The organism is Legionella sp. PATHC035, from assembly GCF_026191115.1.
In the GTDB taxonomy this organism is placed as follows: Bacteria; Pseudomonadota; Gammaproteobacteria; order Legionellales; family Legionellaceae; genus Legionella.
The window spans coordinates 1,223,843-1,242,199 of sequence record NZ_JAPHOT010000001.1 but is presented as its reverse complement, the minus strand read 5'-3'; the positions used below and the strand labels follow the sequence as shown (position 1 = coordinate 1,242,199).

Sequence of the window (18,357 nt, the reverse complement as noted above, 5' to 3'; positions counted from 1 at the left end):
AAGCGTAGTGAAACCCAGGACTCTTTGTCGTCATCCCTGGTTGTACTGGGGATGACCGGTCGCTATTCTTCTTTATTAATGTTTAAAATGACGGACGCCAGTGAAGACCATAATTAGCCCATGCTCCTCAGCACAAGCAATTATTTGTGAATCTCTGATTGAGCCACCTGGTTGAATAATTGCAGAAATTCCTGCCTCTGCAGCAATCTCTACGGTATCAGGAAAAGGGATAAAGGCATCAGAAGCCATGACTGCACCATGAGTGTCTAACCCCATTTGTTCTGCTTGCCAAAGACCGATGCGGGCGCTCATGACACGGCTGGTTTGGCCGCCTCCCAATCCTATGGTTGCCACATCTTTAGCATAAACAATGGCGTTGGACTTAACATGTTTTACAGCACGCCAGGCAAACATTAAATCATTCATTTGCTGTTCAGAGGGTTTATTTAGGGTCACGGTTTTTAATTCATAACCTCCGAGTAAGAGTGAATCATGTTCTTGAACAAGTAACCCACCATCTACTTTTTTCATGTTCAAGCGAAATGCCTCATCTTGTTTCCAAGTTCCAGTCAACAAAACACGAACATTTTCTTTATTGGCAAGAACTTTTTTGGCTTCATTACTGACATCAGGAGCTACAATGACTTCTACAAATTGTTTTTCCAGAATGGTTTTTGCGGTATTGGCATCCAAAGTTTGGTTAAAAGCAATAATGCCGCCATATGCTGATGTAGGATCACATTGAAAGGCTTTGAGATAAGCATGAAGAAGCGAATCCCCGATGGCAATGCCACATGGATTGGCGTGCTTGACAATAACACAGGTTGGTTTGTCGCAAGCAAAAGATTTAACACAATCTAATGCAGCATCGGCATCCAAAATATTGTTGTAGGACAATTGCTTCCCTTGAATTAATTGCGCAGCGCCAAGAGAGCCCGATGCCGTATTTTTATCAACATAAAAAGCAGCCTGTTGATGGGGATTTTCTCCATAGCGTAAGTCGGTTATTTTGTTAAATTGACAGGTAAGGACCTCAGGAAATCCACAGGGGGTGTAATTTTGATCTAAAGTGGTTAGATAATTAGTAATTGCTGCATCATAGGCTGCGGTGTGAGCGAAGGCTTTTTTAGCTAAGGTGAATCCCCAGTCTGAAGGAGTTTTTTGGGTGTTTAAGTAGTGAATCAGTTCTGCATAATCCTCAGGTTTAACTACCACAAAGGTGTGGGCATGATTTTTTGCCGCGGAGCGAATCATAGCGGGTCCACCGATATCAATATTTTCGATAGCCTCATTGAAATTACAGTCAGGGCGGCTGATGGTTTGTTCAAAAGGATATAAATTGATTACAAGTAAATCAATGGGCCTGATTGAATGTTCTCGGAGTGTCTTTGCATCTTTTTTCCCACGTGCAAGTAAACCGCCATGGATAGCTGGGTGCAGTGTTTTCACCCGACCATCAAGCATTTCGGGAAAGCCTGTGCACTCACTGACATCGGTAACTGGCAATTTATTCTCTCTGAGTATTGCAGCGGTATTTCCTGTTGCAATAAGTTCTACACCTTGTTGGTGAAGTGCTTTCCCCAATTCAACAATGCCTCGTTTATCGGAGACACTAAGAAGGGCTCTTTTGGGGTGAAAAGCGGAAAATGTATGTTCTTGGGCCATTATAATTTCCTTAATAATCGTAACCTGGATAATCTCAGAATATGTTGTACATCGTCACCGAAAACTGCGGCAATTTAAAACTATTTATTTAATCTAGAAAAAGCGGTTGATCTTCTCTCTATGAGGGATATTGTTACACATCGTAAGTCATTGTCGCGAAGTGGTAATCTATGTCATAACTGCGGCATTATGCCTCATTAATGGATGTTGCCGCCCTCTCGAGAATGACCAATAGTTATTTGGTACTTATCGTTCAAAAATAGTTACTTCAACAAAGCCTTATCAGATCAACTACTTTTTGTAGGCTTAAACGCCAATAATGACCACCCACTAAGATTTTCCTGACGAACTACGACAAACATTGAGTCATAGGTTTTAATCAGTTCAGGTGCCTGTTCTTCCAGTATTCCGGATACAATGAGCATCCCTTCAGGATTTAGTAGTTCTTGAAAACGTTCTTTAAGAGAAATTAATGGTGCCAATAAAATGTTAGCGATAATTAAATCTACCGGTTTAGATAGAGTTTCAGGCATACCAATTGACAATTTACGCTCGTCCAGTTCGTTCGCTGAAGCGTTATTTTGAGTGGCTTGTAAGGCTTGCTGATCAATATCAACTGCATGTACTTTTGCGGCTCCTAATTTTAAAGCAGCCAAAGTAAGTATTCCTGAACCACAACCGTAATCAATAACTTCCTTATTTTTTAAATCAGCCTGTTCTAACCAGGTTAAACATAAAGCAGTGGTAGGATGAGTTCCAGTACCAAAAGCCAGGCCTGGATCTAACATGAGATTGACGGCATTGGGTTCTGGGGGAGTAGACCAGGTGGGACAGACCCATAAACGTTGTCCATAACGTTGTGGTTTAAAATCATCCATCCAAGCCCTTTCCCAATCTTTGTCTTCCAAAATCTCTAGGGTGCATGCCAGTTTGGGGTGATTTTGCAGTAGGAGATCGCGAGTAAACTGTGCTTGGAAGACTTCCGAAAATAAGGCCTGAATAACGACTTCAGGCCATAGCGGGGTTGTTCCTGGTTCAGGCTCAAGAACTGGATTATCATTTTTATCGGTCAGCATGATGGACAGCGCACCGAATTCTTCCAATTCATTGCTCAGCAATTCGATTTCTTGACTGGGACAATGTTCTATTTTTAATTGAAACCACACAGCATTAATCCTTCAACATTTTTTCCAAATAATGAATATTAGTACCCCCAGCAACAAACGATTGATCATGGAAAATACGTTGGTGTAACTCGATATTGGTTTTTATACCATCAATAATGATTTCATCAAGCGCATTTCGCATTCTTGCAATGGCTTCAGCACGAGTCTCCCCATAACTAATGAGCTTGCCTATCATCGAATCGTAATTGGGTGGAACTGTATAACTGCTATAAATATGGGAATCAAAACGTATGCCTGGGCCACCAGGTTGGTGTAATAATTTAATTGTTCCTGGTGAAGGCATGAAGGTTTTGGCATCTTCTGCATTGATCCGACATTCAATTGCATGACCATGCAATTTGATGTCATCTTGCGTCAGAGTCATCGGGATGTCACTGGCAATTTTGATTTGTTCTTTAATCAAATCTACTCCGGTAATCATTTCCGTGACTGGATGCTCAACCTGAATCCGTGTATTCATTTCAATGAAGTAAAAACATCCATCCTGATACAGAAATTCAAAAGTTCCAGCTCCGCGATATTTCAGCTCTTGGCACGCTTTGACTACTGAGTCACCAATTTTTTTTCTCAGTTCGGGGCTAATTCCTGGAGCAGGTGCTTCTTCCACTACTTTTTGGTGGCGTCTTTGCATAGAACAATCACGTTCACCTAAATGAATGGCTTTGCCTTGACCATCTCCGAGCACTTGAAATTCAACATGGCGAGGATTTTCAAGGAATTTTTCCATATAAACAATGGGGTTATTAAATGCGGCTTTTGCTTCGCTGCGGGTCAGTGCAATGGAGTTAAGCAGGTTCGACTCACTATGTACCACACGCATACCTCGTCCACCACCGCCGCCGGCTGCCTTGATAATAACGGGGTAACCAATCTTGCGAGCAACTTCCATATTCAATTGGTCATCATCAGACAAAGGGCCATCTGATCCAGGAACACAGGGAACTCCTGCAGCTTTCATCGCGTTGATGGCAGATACTTTGTCACCCATGAGACGAATGGTATCACCTCGAGGTCCGATAAAGCGAAATCCACTTTGTTCCACTATTTCCGCAAAATCAGCATTTTCAGATAGAAAACCATAGCCAGGATGAATTGCCACGGCATCAGTAATTTCAGCAGCGGAAATAATTGCAGGAATATTGAGATAACTTTTTTGTGCTGGAGCAGGACCAATACAAACCGTTTCATCAGCAAGACGAACATGTAATAAGTCTTTATCGACGTCTGAATGTACGGCTACAGTCTGAATGCCAAGCTCTTTACACGCGCGTAAAATACGAAGAGCGATTTCACCTCTGTTGGCAATAACAATTTTACTGAGCATGAATGCACCCTCTATTCTATAACAAACAGGACCTGATCGTATTCTACAGGCTCTCCATTAGCGACGAGTATATCTACAATTTTACCGGCGCGATCCGCTTCAATCTCATTAAACATTTTCATGGCTTCGACAATACATAATACATCACCTGCTTTAACTGTCTGGCCAATCGTTACGAAAGGAGGACTTTCAGGAGATGGAGAAGTGTACATGGTACCTACCATAGGAGAACGAATTTTATGGCCTGGAGTGGTGGGCATTGCAGTCTTACTTTCTTGATGAGAAATGGCTGCAGGAACAGGCGCATTATTTGTAGGAGGTAGTGAATCCTGACGTGGCGCGGGGGTAGAAACGTAATGAACTTGAGGCGCTTCCATTGCTGGGGCACTGCTGTGACGGCTTAGTCTAAGCGACTCCTCACCTTCTTTAATTTCAATTTCAGAAATGCCAGTTTCTTCTAGCAATTCGATTAATTTTCTGATCTTACGAATGTCCATTGTTTGATTCTCTTTCAATAATTGATGTTAATGCTAATGAGTATCCTTGCGCACCTAAACCACTGATAGTACCTTTTGCAATATCAGAAAAATAAGAATGGTGACGAAAAGGTTCTCGGGAATAAATATTACTGATATGTACTTCAATAAATGGGATTGCCACAGCACATAACGCATCCCTCAAGGCGATGCTGGTGTGTGTGAATCCTGCGGGATTAAAAATGATATAACTTACTTTGTCGATACTGGCTTGGTGAATTGCTTCGATTAATTCTGCTTCCGAATTGCTTTGACAACAGTTTAATGCAAAACCAGCTTGTGTAGCTTCTTTAATTAAACGAGAGTTGATATCAGCTAATGTCGTGACTCCATAGACTGAAGGTTCTCGAGTTCCCAGAAGATTCAAATTTGGTCCGTGTAAAACCAGAATTTTTTTCATGTGATAGTTAGTATCAAGCAATTTCGGCAGATTTTGCCTGATCTTCCTAAAATTGTCTATATATCTCCGAGGATATCTACAAGTTCTCTGCTTTTTTTATATTTTTTTCTTTATAGCCTTCACTGGAGTATTTGCGCACTTTATACCAGTCTCCTAGACTTTTACACGAGATAATGAAATTATTTCAAAGATTCAACAGTTTTATTTTTTAACTCCTCCTGGAAAAGGAATTAATAATGCAGGAAATGCTTGAGCAGCAGGAGGTACAAAAGGTACAACCTGTAATATATTTTATTATTTTGATGATGATGATATTGGTGCAAATCTCTATCGATCAATATGTTCCTTCTTTACCTGCGATTACCAAATACTTTAATAGTACGGAATCATCAATTCAATTTACCTTATTTCTTTTTATGTTTGGACTTGGAATTTCCCATATTTTTTTTGGACCTTTATCCGATAAAATTGGACGTAAAATGCCCTTGATTTATGGTATAGGAATAAGTGTTATAGGGGCTCTTTGCTGTTTACTTGCCCCTTCTGTTAGCGTATTGATTTTGGGACGATTTTTACAAGGCTTTGGCATAGGTTCTTGTAGTTCCGTAGGACGCTCATTAATCCGTGATCTTTTTACTGGCCGCTATTTATCCAAAATTGGTTCTTACGTGGGTGTTGCCAGCACGCTTCTTTTAGTCGCTTCGCCTATTTGGGGAGGGTTTATTCAAGAGCATTTTGGCTGGAGGGCTAATTTTTTATTTATTTTTATTTTAGGCCTTACATTTTGGGTCATTATGCTGTTGGTCTTGCCTGAGACTAATAAAAATCTTAATCCTGATGCAACTAAGATAAGAGTCATACTGCAAAATTATGGTGCTTTATTAAAATCTAAAATATTTTTAGGTTATACCCTATGCGCCTGTTTTGCATGCGCTGGCTTGATTGCTTATCTGACTATTGCTCCTTTTTTATTTCAAAATGTATTGGGACTAACTCCTTTAGAATATGGTCAATTGTCAATTTTTATTGCTGGAGCTATCTGTCTAAGTGGAATAATTAACAGTCAATTGGTGATGGTTAAAGGTGTTTCTTACATGTTATTTATCGGTGTCTTTTTGATGATGAGTGGCGGTGGGATCATGCTCAGTTTTGCGCTTGTGGGAATCATGAATGTGCTGACCATTATGATCCCTATCGCTTTATTTAGTATGGGGGCTGGGTTTACTTTTATTAACGCGTTCGCAGGAGTTTTTTACCCGTTTCCACACATTGCGGGAACAGTGGCCGCATTATATGTGAGTTTGCAAGATTTAACTGCCGCATTAACAAGTGGTATTATTGCAGTAACCAAGATACAAGGTCAGCTGTCCTTGGCTTCCATATTACTCGTATTAGGACTAGGTGCTTTAGCTGCATGGTATTATCAAAACTCAATAACTCGGTAGAAATGCGTTGAATTTTTATTGCATGGGTGATAAAAAATTTTTAAACTATGTGGTCATTATTTTTCTATGAGTTTCACTCCGAGCATCAAATAATATTTTAAAAAATGACAAAACTATGCTAGCTTGGATAAGTTTTAGAGTGTATTAGTTGTGTTCGCAGGCGTAACTCACCGGTTAGAACCAATCAAGTTTTTTCTAGGAGCTTGATTTTATGGATTAATTGGTTCGGATAGAGCTGAGTTGCTTTCAAGTTAGATTAAGTTGCAAATAAGGAGTGGGTTTCAATGCATCATAATTACTATTTATCTCCCCTGGCAGTCGCGCTGGCTTTAGGAATAGCATCTCCCGCGAGAGCTGCTGAACCGATGCCATTACAAAAAGCATCTCTCGAGCAAGTAAAACAGAAGTTTTCTTTGACTCAAGGTGTTGCCGTTGCAAAAGACAGTTTACGATTCGTTAGTGAGCATACTGACACGAATAAAGTGACACATGTGCGTATGCAACAACAATATGTAGGATTTCCTGTGTATGGCGGTTATGCCATTATGCACAGCATGCATACAGTAAAATCATTAGCTAATGCTCAGTCTAATGTAGCGATGAATGGTGTTGTTTATCAAGGTTTACAGAATGAATTAGGCCAACCCGATGCTTCTTTTGTGAGCAATGCTGATGCAGCATTACAACAATTTAAAGCAAAGTATGCCGGTAAAGAGGTGAGTGACGAAAAAGTCATTCCTATGGTTTATATCGATGCTCAGCATAAAGCACATTGGGCTTATAAAGTGAGTGTACTTGTTGTCCATAAAGATAAAATACCAGAGCGTCCTACGGCAATTATTGACGCAAAAACCAAGCAAGCTTTTGTACAATGGAACGATATCAAAACTCAGAGTAGAGATTCTGTAAGCGGATCCGGTTTTGGTGGAAATAATAAAACAGGTTTCATTCAATACGGTACTGATTTGCCCTATCTGGATTTAACTCGTGATGCTGAAAATGGAATCTGCTTTATGGAAAACCCAGATGTTAAAGTAATTGACATGGGTCATAAATACAGTTCAAGAAGTAGAGCAATGAAGTTTAATTGCCAAACTAATGATGCAAATATTTACCTCACCGGTTATAAAGGAGACGGTTACGATAGAGAAAATGGTGCTGCCTCTCCAACGAATGATGCTTTGTACTCTGGTCATGTGATTCACCATATGTATCATGACTGGTATGATACCAACGCCTTGAGCAATGCGGATGGTTCGGCAATGCAATTAGTCATGCGAGTTCATTACGGTGAAGGCTATGAAAATGCTTATTGGGATGGTCAGCAGATGACTTTTGGTGATGGTGATACCATGATGTATCCTTTAGTCTCTCTTGGCGTTGCTGCTCATGAAATTAGCCATGGTTTTACAGAACAGCATTCCAACCTTGAATATTATGGTCAATCAGGCGGTATGAACGAAGCATTCTCTGATATGGCAGCCCAAGCAGCTGAATATTATTCTGTTAAGAAGAGCACCTGGCAAATAGGTGGCGAGATCATGAAGGAAGACAGCGGCTATGATGCATTACGTTACATGGACAAACCAAGTCGTGATGGTGAGTCGATTGATACTGCTGATGAATATTACGGTGGCTTAGATGTTCACTATTCCAGTGGGGTATACAACCATTTGTTCTACATATTAGCAAATCAACCTAATTGGAATACCCGATTAGCATTCGATGTTATGGTGAAAGCCAACATGGATTACTGGACCCCTTATTCTAACTTTGATGAAGGTGGTGAGGGTCTGGTAAGTGCAATCAATGATTTGGTCGCTGCTGATCCAAACCATCAGACGTTTCCTGCGACCGCTTTATGCGATGTTAAAAAGTCATTAAATGAAGTGAAGATTGCTACCAATATGGATGGCTGTAATTAATTTGAGTTCGATATAAAAGGCATTTCAATGTCTTTTATATCGCAAAACCAAAATTAATGAATCTATAGTGTAATGGAACATAGAATACGTAGATGTAGAAGTCCTAGTAATCATTTACTGGATTATAAAGTCAGCTAGAAGTTTACTTATAACTTCTGGCTGCTCCATATGAATGTGATGTCCTCCATCCATTTTCTTTAGCGTGAGATTTTTTACTGTCTTAATACGGGTATTAATTATCTCAGTATCAAAAGCAAATCCGTTACTCGATAAGAGTAAATAAGTCTTCGCCGTTATTTCCTGCAAACAAGAGAGAATCTGAGGTTCGGTCATACGTAAGGGAGAACGTTCCAGTAAACGTTGATCATGTCGCCAATAAAATTTCCCCCTTTTTTCAATTAAGCTTCGTTCACAAAGAATTTTTGCAATATCTAAAGAGACATATCCTTTAAATGCACGTGCTAAAGCTGCGCTATTTATATGGTCATAACCTTTTGATTTTTTCTTATTTTGAACAAGAAAATGCGCATATTCTCGTAATTGTAGACAAGCGGTTTCTGCAGGGTGGGAAAATGGTCCTAATCCTTCGATTAAGCATAGAGAGAGAAATCGTTCTGGGACTACTCCTCCAACCAAACTTGCAAGACAAGCGCCCATTGAATGTCCTAACAAATGTACTTTATCCAATTTAAGTGCTTTGATTAGCTCAATAACAATAAAAATGCCATCAAAAAAATGATAGTGGCATCCTTTAGGAAGATGTGACGAGTGACCGTGCCCAGGCAAATCAACAGCAACAAAATGGAAATCATTTTCTAAGTATGGAGCAAGAGGGGCAAAACTATTTGCATTATCCAACCAACCATGAAGTGCTAGGATAGTCGGCTTATCAGGGGTTCCCCAGGTTTTGCAGGCTATAGAAAAACCTGGAATAGCGAGTGTTAGCATCTTCATTTTTAGTTACTTTTTTTAAAATTGTTCTTATTTATTATTATATCTCTACAACAAACAGGAAGGCTATAATTCATTATTGAATATAATGCTTGTCTCAGCTGCTTCAACGATTACACTGGTTGTGTCCTAAATCTTCGGATAAATTATGAGCTCCTTACTCCTTGCACACTACAATTTTTTTATACATTGGTGATATGCTTAATACAGAAACTTGAAAAGAGTGAACCATGCAAAAAGAGGCACGTAGCGTTTCATTAATAACTTATAATATTCATAAGGGATTCGGAGTAGGGGCCGTGCGCTTTTTGCTTCCTAAAATGCGCGACGCAATTACTCAATTAAATCCTGATTTTGTTTTCTTACAGGAAGTTCAAGGGGAACATAGGAAACGACAAAAACGAATCAATTCCTGGCCAGACTCTCCACAATTTGAGTATATTGCTGAAAATATATGGCCTCACTATGTTTATGCAAAAAATGCAGTTTATGAATCAGGACATCATGGAAATGCTATTTTAAGCAAATATGCTTTTGAGCGCTTTGAGAATATTAATCTTACCAACATTCGTCGAGCCTCAAGAGGAATTTTGCACGCGCAACTTAAGTTGGAGCACATAACGGTTCATTTATTATGTGTACACCTAGGTCTTTTTAAGGCTGAGCGTATCGTGCAATGTAACACATTAATGCAGCGTATTAAGGATGTCGTCCCGCAAAATGAACCTTTGTTGATGGCGGGAGACTTCAATGATTGGCGCACGGTTATTTCCAAACCGCTCGCGGAACACTTAAATATAGAAGAAGCTTTTGTGTCAGTGGAGGGGCAGCATGCACGTTCATTCCCTGCAATTAGACCGGCACTTTGCGTCGATCGTGTTTATTTTCGTGGGATGAACGTTCATGAAGTGGCCTGTTTGCATGGCAAGCCCTGGCGTATGCTGTCTGATCATTTGCCGCTTTATGCACGTTTTGATTTGATTATTTGAACCGCCACACACTCATCAACATGAAGGCGGCTGTTCGTTAGCCTAGCGCGAAAAATGCTTTGTCTCAGACGATTTCTTCCCACAGAATCGCTTCATTAATTTTCATTCCTAAATGAAATTTTAAAATGCATAATTCACCAGAGTTGTTATTACAAATCGTGTTTAGGACGACCCAAAATGACACGAGCTTTTCTGGATATGCATAGGTTCAATTAAATGGTGTATCAAGCGTAATCTGGCAATTCTTTATCACGCATTAAAATGCTGTAAACACCACAAGAGTGTTTGATTTAAAGGAACATGAAAAATAGCGATAAGGGCAAAAAGAGTAAGGATGGCATAGCGATTTAAAAAATAAAGGTAATTTTTAGATTTTTTCTCATCTATTAAAGGTGCAAAATCTGCAATCCAATCGCGAAGAGCGATGCAAATAGGTAAATAAAGCAAGACGATAATTTCACCAAAAATACGTGGTTCTATAAAATTTCCAACCAGAAGCAACCCGATAAAATAAAAAGCTGTTACATAACGTAGCGGACGATAGTTTTCGGGAATGTAATCATAGAAACCAAACCAAAATAAAGGTAATCCGGCAAAACAAAAGCAAAGCATAAATAAATTAAGATCAGCAAATAACCACTCCAAATTCATCTCAAAATGAGAATGAGGAGAATTATAAGCATTCCACTCTATAAGTTTTCCAGGTATCCCTCTCAGGCTCATTAGAATAATGATTCGTGCAGTTAAGTATGCAAAAAAAGAAAATAATATAGGTTTGAATACTTCTCTGAGTTTTTGCCAATGCAGTGCAGGGATGAGCAAGACCATTAAGATACTGCTTTCACGATTAAAAGTTGCTAAAAACACCAAAGGAACAAAATACAGCCATTGAGATCTGAGGCACCATAAAAAACCCAACGCTGTAAAAAATAGGGCTGGTGTATCTGCAGGATAAAAAAAGGTTGCCGCTCGTCCAACCGTAAATCGATAATTGATCACCAGGACTAATGGCAAAAGCAAAATAAATAACCAGCTGAGCAATTGGGCTTGGCGGGCATTAAATTCAAAACGCAATAACTGATATATCCCAAGATACATCAGACTGGTGAACAACCATTCTGCTAAAAAAAAACAGGTACCTGGTTGGATCGGTAAAAATAAAAATGGGTACACTAGTAGCGGGACTAAAACGCGTTGTGCGTAGGGAAAGGGTATTGAGAAGTTAATGAGTTGATCAAAAGTAGTCTCGACGAAAGGGCGCGTGAGCGTATAATGCAAAAATGCATATCCTAATAATAAAGCAATTGTTATAAAACGGGATTTATAGCGTAGAATATCCTTATTCATTTTTATGCCCTAATATTGTTTTTTTGTTCTCACAGTGAAGTTAGCCCTCATTCTGAACCCAGCGAGGTCTCTCCTACCCAATAACACGGCACTACAATATGATAATCCTTCACGATCCGTGGGATGACGGCAGTTTTTTATACCGAAAAAACCTGGGTTCCGGTGTGCTTAACCCAGGCTACACTTATCATCGGGATTGATTTAATTACGCTGTAGGTACTCTTCTTTTCCCAGAAGACGATCACTCCATCTTGGGATTATATTCACCAACACAGGCCAAGCTATTTAAGCGGGCACGATTTAATAAAGCTTCTTGTGCTTTAGAGACATTTGCTTTATTTCCACCCCAAGCAGTTAAACAGTCCTCCTGTAATGCTCTTCCGAAAGAAAAGCTGAGTAACCAGGGTTGATGGTCGATGCTATTAATGGCGTTTAGATTTGCTGTTGCCTGTTGTGGTGATTGGCCACCAGATAAGAAATTAATAGTTGGCACTGCAGCAGGTACATTATTACGAAATACACCAATAGTATAGTCAGCAACTTCGTCAGGCTCACTGAACGGACTATGTGCTTTGCCGCAGGTTACCATGCTCGGTTTTAAAATAATATGTTCTAACTCAACTTGGTGGATAAATAAAGCATGAAATAATTCATGAAGAACAATTTCACAAACTTCTGCGCAATGTTCAATGCTGTGATCCCCATCCATCAGTACTTCAGGCTCAACGATAGGAACAATACCTGCTTCTTGGCAAGCTGCAGCATAACGGGCTAGATTTTCTGCGCCTGTTTTCACAGCGGTTAAACTAGGGGCAAATTCAGAAATTGAATAAACATTACGCCATTTAGCGAATTTTGCGCCTAATTTTTTAAAATGCTGTAAGCGCTCTGCTAACCCATCCAAGCCTTGAGTGACTTGTTCGTTTTCCGTATTCGCCAAAGGAACTAATCCTTTATCTACTTTAATTCCTGGGACAATACCCTTATCTGCAAATAACTTAGTAATCGGAGTTCCATGTTCATCTGTTTGGTTAAAGGTTTCTTCAAATAAAATGACCCCATTAATATATTGCTCTAAGTTGGGTGTAGTGGCTAACAGCAATCTATAGTCTCTGCGATTTTCTTCTGTATTTTCGATTCCAATAGAGGTAAAACGCTTACCTATAGTTGAATTGCTTTCATCCGCAGCTAAAATTCCTTTACCCTGTTGCAGTATTAATTCCATAGTGCTTGATAATTCTTCATAACTCATAGTGTATTTGCTCCTGATTGTTATTAGGGCTTGTTTACCTTTCTATTATTTGGGTCAAATTGTCGCGATTTTCTGCGCGCTTCTATGCTCACATACTTTGCGTATGCTCCGCTTTGGTGCTCGAAAATCAGGCCATTTTGGGCTCAAACTAGCGAAATGTAAACAGGCTCTATCGAGATATATATTTTTCACGAATAATATGTTGCATGGCAAAACCTTGTTCTTTTAAAGAACTAAACGCCTCGTCAATCATGCTTGGATTTCCACATAAATAAACAACGTCACGTTGCGGGTCAAGATTCAGGGTAGGAAAAGCATGCTGTACATAACCACTGTGCTCGTTTTCATTGAGTTCATGTACTGGTTGTCTACTTAAATAGGGTTTGAACATGACCTTAGCGTATTTCTGAGAAAAAGCATGAAACTCATCGGCATAGAGAATTTCTTCTCGTCGCTGAACTCCTTGGAGAATGACTACTTCCAATTCAGGATGTTGTTCCATCAACAAGCCAAGCTCTTGAATCATCGCTCGATAAGGCGTAATTCCAGTACTTGTAGCAACGAGGATAAATCGGCCAGGTAGTTCATCTTTAATCACTAGTCTACCATAAGGACCACTGACCTGAATCGTATCACCAGGTTTTAAATTATAAAGAAACTGTGTGCCGGGCCCATTTTCAAAATAACCTGCTGCGATTTCAATTCGATTATCTTGTTTGGGCGAATTGGCTATACTATAACTACGTTTTAATGCTTTTCCTTGATGTTCAAAATGAATCGTAATAAATTGCCCGGCTAAATAATTAAAATGCGGGGATACTTCACAACTAAAAATGAAGTGTTTTACTTTAGGAGAGATCATAAAAGACTCTTTTAAAGTGATGGGAAATGTATTTATTTGCATGACGAATATCAACTTAGGTAGAAATCTGAGATTATAACCCTTAATTAGGATTAATAATAAGCAAAAAATTATGCATTACAAGTTTTAGCAGCGTATAATTAAATTATGAATACGCCAGATCTTATTGCAATTATAGGCAATTTAAGCCGTTCTTTATACCCTGTACAGCATTTAATTACTGGGGGGGCATATATTCTGGGTATTTTGTTTTGTATGACTGCTATTGCCAAACTCAGAAAAATTGCTGATCACAGAGCCCAATCTTCTTCCCAAGAAAAGATGTATACTCCAATGATGTATTTATTGATGGGCGCTGCTCTCCTGTATTTGCCTTCTGTTTTAGATACTATGGCTAATACTACTTTTGGTGTAGGGAATGTTTTAACTTATACCTCTTACAATTCTTCAAATATATTCAGCTCTATGGGCTTAGTCGTGCAAACTGCGGGTGTATTATGGTTTGTACGGGGTAGTGTGTTAGTTGCGCATTCCAGCCAACCAGGAACCCAGCACGGACCGAAAGGATTGGCTTTTATAGTTGCTGGTATCTTGGCGATGAATTTTGATAACACCATCGCGATGTTAAATTATATAATGAGCACGATGACGAGTTGGACTATGGCAGTTAAAACAAGCGCGGGATTTTAGATACCCTAATCTTCTTCTCCACATATCCTAAGATTATTTGCCTTGGCAAAATCAATAATCGATTGATACAGCAATGGGCTTGTTTCTTTAAGTTTAGGATCAAGCAATACACATTGATATCCTTCGCTATTCACACTTGGCCTTAGAAGGGGAGAATAATGAATGCGGCTATTTTTAAAGCTTGCCAATGAGCCACTCATCCGTTCTGCCCAGTCGCTGGGGCGAAAGGTTTTTCCTTGGGAGGTGATTCCTTCTATGATAATTGTTTTACTTTCAGGTGTAGCCATATCTTTATACAATATAAATACAGAGTGCTAAGTATAACATCATATGAAGCAGGCTGTACGGAAATTTATTCATTTTGTAAAAATAAATTTGTGTTAAATTTGGTTTTCAAAATTAATTTTTATCCCTATTATGTCAACATATTCTATTTGTCATTTTTTTGAAGGTTATTAGGAATGGAAAAAGAAAGTCATTCTGGTATTTATTTGTTGCCCAATTTATTTACAACAGCCAGCTTATTTGCAGCATTTTATTCCCTTGTTGCCTCGATGAAAGGACAATTTGAAGCGTCCATTATTGCGATATTTATCGGCATGATTGCCGATGGACTGGATGGAAGAATTGCACGCCTCACTCATACACAGACTGAATTTGGTGCTGAATATGATAGTTTATCTGATATGGTTACATTTGGGGTTGCGCCCTCATTATTAGTATATAATTTAATTTTGAGCCAATTAGGGAAAATAGGCTGGCTAGTGGCATTTGTTTATACAGCCGCAGTTGCTTTACGTTTAGCTCGTTTTAATACCCAGCTTGAAACCGCTGATAAACGATATTTTCAAGGGTTACCTTGTCCTCCTTCTGCAGCCGTAATGGCTTCTTTTTCTTGGTTATGCTATCAACATGGCTGGCAAAATGTGTTTGTTTCCCTATTAGCTGCGATCTTATCATTAATTGCTTCAGGTTTAATGGTTTCTAACTTTCGCTATTACAGTTTTAAGGAAGTCGATTTCAAGGGCAAAGTTCCATTCCTTTACGTTTTAGTGATGATTATTTTATTTGTAGCTATTGCCGCTAATCCTTCATTGGTTTTATTTGTGGGCTTTACGATTTATGCTTTATCCGGTTTATTTATGACGTTACTTGCGCTGCAAAAAATGAGAAGGAAAAAATCTAAAGAAATGTAGCATTAACAATGAGGTATACTTTGAGTTAACGCCAGCCCATGCTCCCTTGAGATGGGCTCTAAAGTTAAAAAGGGGGCATCTCTTTTATGTAGCGTATGATTCTTTTGACATATCCCACGCTGTTCTAAACGTTAATGTTCACTGGAATACGATAGGTGATTAGGATTAAGCGCTCCATCGTATGATGGATGGTTTGAAGGATTACTGTCGGAAAGATGTAGCCTTTTAATTATTCACCTTCACCAAAATAATTATTAATTAATTGAGTTAAGGCTTCATTCATTTGCACTTCATCAGGACCATCAATTTCCAAAATGAGCTCGCTCCCTTTATTGGCTGCAAGCATCATGACACCCATAATGCTTTTCCCATTAACGGTTTGTGAATTGCTGGTCACATCGATTTGGCTTTGGAATCTTGCTGCGGTAGAAACAAATTTCGCTGAAGCACGTGCATGTAAACCCAACTTATTAATTATTTTGATTTTAGTTTTAATCATAGCGCGACAAATGTACCACGAATTTGGTTATAAGTGTAGCTAAGTGCAGCAAAGTTAAATCGAAGAAATTCAGGATTTGCTTTGCTGCCTATAAAGCTACTTTAAGGGTTTATCTCTTAATCATGATTTAGAATTTTTTCTTTGTGCTTGCTCAATTGACGCTCTAATTTATCAATCAAATTATCGATTGCGGCATATAAATCATCAGATTCTGCGCTTGCATGCAGTTCACCTTTAGTTACATGAACAGTAGCTTCAGCAATTTGACGTAATTTTTCTACATTCAATACCACGTTGATGGATGTGATGTGATCAAAGTGACGCTCTAGCTTATCGAATTTTTCTTCGGTAAATGCTCTGAGTGCAGGAGTAACATCAATATGATGTCCAGTGATGTTAATTTGCATAAAAATCTCCTCGTTACAAGAGAACCATGGTGAAAATCATGGTTCTTAGGTGCTGTTGACAATTCTATTCTCTTGGCCATTTCGGCTCAATCTAGGGAATTGTAAACAAACCCTAATTAATTACAAATTATTTTTCGTTCATTGGATGGAGCAATACCCATTGCTTCACGATATTTTGCTACGGTTCGTCTTGCTACTTTGATACCCTGTTCTTCTAATAACTGGGTGATCTTACTGTCACTTAAGGGTTTTTTTCTATTCTCGGCAGAAATTAATTTTTTTATCACGGCGCGAATGGCTGTAGAGGAACACTCATCGCCGGCATTTGTATTGACATGACTTGAGAAGAAATATTTTAATTCGAATACCCCTCGAGGAGTATGTATAAATTTTTGCGTGGTGACACGTGAAATAGTTGACTCATGCATATCCAGAGCCGAAGCAACATCATTAAGAATCAAAGGCTTCATCGCCTCTTCACCATATTCTAAGAATCCTTGTTGGTATTCTATAATACACGTGGCAACTTTAAGCAGCGTTTCTTGACGGCTCTGAATACTCTTTAAAAACCAACGGGCTTCTTGGAGGTTATTTTTTAAAAATTGATTGTCTGCACTATTATCAGCGCGTTGAATAAGTGATGCATACTGGTTATTAATGCTTAAATGGGGGAGCACGCTTTGATTAAGTTGAACTTTCCATTTATTGTTAACTTTTTTAACGGTTAAATCTGGAATAATGTATTCGGTAATGTCTTCATGAATTAAATTACCGGGTTTGGGGTTTAATCCTTGAATTGTTTTCAATACCTTATCAATCGTTTTTTCGGTAATCTGATGGTTTTTCATGAGCTGCTTATAATTATGCTGGGCTAGTAATTCAATATCTTCTGAAATAATCTTTTTAGTCAATGCGAGGCTTTCTGCGTCTAAAGAAAGCTGCTCCAGCTGCACGAGTAGTGTTTCAGCAAGATTCACCGAAGCACAGCCTACGGGATCAAAGAGTTGTAATCGATGGCGTACGGCCTCGATTTCATCTAAATCCAATGGATGGGTGTCGCTTGTAAGACTTGCATGTAATTCATTAATGCTCATCGTAAGGAAACCATCACTATTTACAGCATCAATAATTGCTGTTGCTATGGCTCTGTCCACATCGCTCATGGGAGAAAGTTCAAGTTGCCATCTGAGATGATCTTGTAAATTAGTGGTAGTACAATGCAAATTGTCAAAATTATAGTCATTATCTTCAAAGGCAATTCGTTTACCTGAGCTTTGATACAATTCAGACCATTGAAAATCGTAGGATTCATCATTATTTTGCTGTTCTACTGCATGAGTTTCGAATTCCCCTTTATCTTCGTTTGGAGTTGCTTCAAGCATTGGATTTGATTCAACAATAAGTTGAATTTCTTGCTGTAGATCAATTGTTGATAATTGCAAAAGTCTGATTGCTTGCTGTAACTGTGGCGTTAGTGTTAAGTGCTGTCCAATGCTTAGTTGCAATGATGGTTTCATTCAAATCCTCTTTGTATTCATTGCTATTTACTATCAGTTTAAACGATTCGTAAGGATAATCCAGTATCTACAGCGTTAATTTAGGTATGACTTTGAAAAATTAGATTGTTACCAAGGGTATTTTTGAGGAGTCCTCTGCAGCATATTAATAAGAAACAAATTCAG

At 38.9% G+C, this 18,357-nt stretch carries 18 protein-coding genes; 5 read left to right on the top strand and 13 right to left on the bottom strand.

What is annotated here, in order from left to right; genetic code table 11:
- Positions 1–75: 75 nt before the first annotated feature.
- From purH to aroQ, 5 genes are all read right to left on the bottom strand, one after another.
- Positions 76–1,665 (bottom strand): bifunctional phosphoribosylaminoimidazolecarboxamide formyltransferase/IMP cyclohydrolase, encoded by a 1,590-nt coding sequence (gene purH, locus OQJ13_RS05565; RefSeq protein WP_265709765.1) that lies wholly within the window; start codon positions 1,663–1,665, stop codon positions 76–78.
- Between the two features lie 287 nt (positions 1,666–1,952).
- Positions 1,953–2,831 (bottom strand): 50S ribosomal protein L11 methyltransferase, encoded by an 879-nt coding sequence (gene prmA / locus OQJ13_RS05560; RefSeq protein ID WP_265709763.1) that lies wholly within the window; start codon positions 2,829–2,831, stop codon positions 1,953–1,955.
- A gap of 4 nt (positions 2,832–2,835) precedes the next feature.
- Positions 2,836–4,176, bottom strand: a complete 1,341-nt coding sequence (gene accC / locus OQJ13_RS05555; protein ID WP_265709760.1) for an acetyl-CoA carboxylase biotin carboxylase subunit — start codon at positions 4,174–4,176, stop codon at positions 2,836–2,838.
- Between the two features lie 11 nt (positions 4,177–4,187).
- A complete protein-coding gene (gene accB / locus OQJ13_RS05550) occupies positions 4,188–4,673 on the bottom strand; it encodes an acetyl-CoA carboxylase biotin carboxyl carrier protein (protein ID WP_265709757.1) in 486 nt (161 codons plus the stop codon).
- Complete coding sequence (gene aroQ / locus OQJ13_RS05545; protein ID WP_265709755.1) at positions 4,660–5,112, bottom strand: type II 3-dehydroquinate dehydratase; 453 nt, start codon at positions 5,110–5,112, stop codon at positions 4,660–4,662. The genes accB and aroQ overlap by 14 nt, the downstream gene beginning before the upstream one ends.
- Positions 5,113–5,357: 245 nt before the next feature.
- On the opposite strand from aroQ, the gene OQJ13_RS05540 reads away from it, so the two are divergent.
- Positions 5,358–6,557, top strand: a complete 1,200-nt coding sequence (locus OQJ13_RS05540) for a multidrug effflux MFS transporter (RefSeq protein ID WP_416209919.1) — start codon at positions 5,358–5,360, stop codon at positions 6,555–6,557.
- Positions 6,558–6,841: 284 nt separating this feature from the next.
- Positions 6,842–8,482 carry a zinc metalloprotease ProA gene (gene proA / locus OQJ13_RS05535; protein ID WP_265709750.1) on the top strand — a complete coding sequence of 547 codons (1,641 nt, stop codon included), beginning with the start codon at positions 6,842–6,844 and terminating at the stop codon, positions 8,480–8,482.
- 114 nt (positions 8,483–8,596) lie between these two features.
- Here the strand turns inward: proA and OQJ13_RS05530 are convergent, their stop codons facing one another.
- Positions 8,597–9,436, bottom strand: a complete 840-nt coding sequence (locus OQJ13_RS05530) for an alpha/beta fold hydrolase (RefSeq protein ID WP_265709748.1) — start codon at positions 9,434–9,436, stop codon at positions 8,597–8,599.
- Between the two features lie 227 nt (positions 9,437–9,663).
- Between OQJ13_RS05530 and OQJ13_RS05525 the strand changes: the two genes are divergently transcribed.
- Complete coding sequence (locus OQJ13_RS05525) at positions 9,664–10,422, top strand: endonuclease/exonuclease/phosphatase family protein (RefSeq protein WP_265709747.1); 759 nt, start codon at positions 9,664–9,666, stop codon at positions 10,420–10,422.
- 249 nt (positions 10,423–10,671) lie between these two features.
- On the opposite strand, the gene OQJ13_RS05520 is transcribed toward OQJ13_RS05525, so the two are convergent.
- The 3 genes from OQJ13_RS05520 to OQJ13_RS05510 all read right to left on the bottom strand — a co-directional run bounded on the left by OQJ13_RS05520 (position 10,672) and on the right by OQJ13_RS05510 (position 13,925).
- Complete coding sequence (locus OQJ13_RS05520) at positions 10,672–11,769, bottom strand: hypothetical protein (protein WP_265709745.1); 1,098 nt, start codon at positions 11,767–11,769, stop codon at positions 10,672–10,674.
- A 241-nt stretch (positions 11,770–12,010) separates the two neighbouring features.
- On the bottom strand, positions 12,011–13,021 hold the full coding sequence (locus OQJ13_RS05515) for a class I fructose-bisphosphate aldolase (protein WP_265709744.1): 1,011 nt from the start codon (positions 13,019–13,021) through the stop codon (positions 12,011–12,013).
- Between the two features lie 169 nt (positions 13,022–13,190).
- Positions 13,191–13,925, bottom strand: coding sequence for a ferredoxin--NADP reductase (locus OQJ13_RS05510; protein WP_265709743.1), 735 nt, complete (start codon positions 13,923–13,925; stop codon positions 13,191–13,193).
- Positions 13,926–14,030: 105 nt separating this feature from the next.
- On the opposite strand from OQJ13_RS05510, the gene OQJ13_RS05505 reads away from it, so the two are divergent.
- Positions 14,031–14,573, top strand: coding sequence for a type IV secretion protein IcmC (locus OQJ13_RS05505; protein ID WP_265709741.1), 543 nt, complete (start codon positions 14,031–14,033; stop codon positions 14,571–14,573).
- 5 nt (positions 14,574–14,578) lie between these two features.
- Here OQJ13_RS05505 and OQJ13_RS05500 read toward each other — a convergent pair whose 3' ends face one another.
- Entirely contained in the window at positions 14,579–14,860 is a 282-nt protein-coding gene (locus OQJ13_RS05500) for a DUF3579 domain-containing protein (RefSeq protein ID WP_028381000.1), read from the bottom strand.
- A 174-nt stretch (positions 14,861–15,034) separates the two neighbouring features.
- On the opposite strand from OQJ13_RS05500, the gene pssA reads away from it, so the two are divergent.
- A complete protein-coding gene (pssA, locus tag OQJ13_RS05495; protein ID WP_265709737.1) occupies positions 15,035–15,769 on the top strand; it encodes a CDP-diacylglycerol--serine O-phosphatidyltransferase in 735 nt (244 codons plus the stop codon).
- A gap of 229 nt (positions 15,770–15,998) precedes the next feature.
- Here pssA and OQJ13_RS05490 read toward each other — a convergent pair whose 3' ends face one another.
- The 3 genes from OQJ13_RS05490 to OQJ13_RS05480 all read right to left on the bottom strand — a co-directional run bounded on the left by OQJ13_RS05490 (position 15,999) and on the right by OQJ13_RS05480 (position 18,192).
- On the bottom strand, positions 15,999–16,268 hold the full coding sequence (locus tag OQJ13_RS05490; RefSeq protein ID WP_028381002.1) for an HPr family phosphocarrier protein: 270 nt from the start codon (positions 16,266–16,268) through the stop codon (positions 15,999–16,001).
- Between the two features lie 116 nt (positions 16,269–16,384).
- On the bottom strand, positions 16,385–16,675 hold the full coding sequence (gene hpf / locus OQJ13_RS05485; RefSeq protein ID WP_265709736.1) for a ribosome hibernation promoting factor: 291 nt from the start codon (positions 16,673–16,675) through the stop codon (positions 16,385–16,387).
- 116 nt (positions 16,676–16,791) lie between these two features.
- On the bottom strand, positions 16,792–18,192 hold the full coding sequence (locus OQJ13_RS05480) for an RNA polymerase factor sigma-54 (protein WP_265709735.1): 1,401 nt from the start codon (positions 18,190–18,192) through the stop codon (positions 16,792–16,794).
- Between the last annotated feature and the right edge of the window lie 165 nt (positions 18,193–18,357).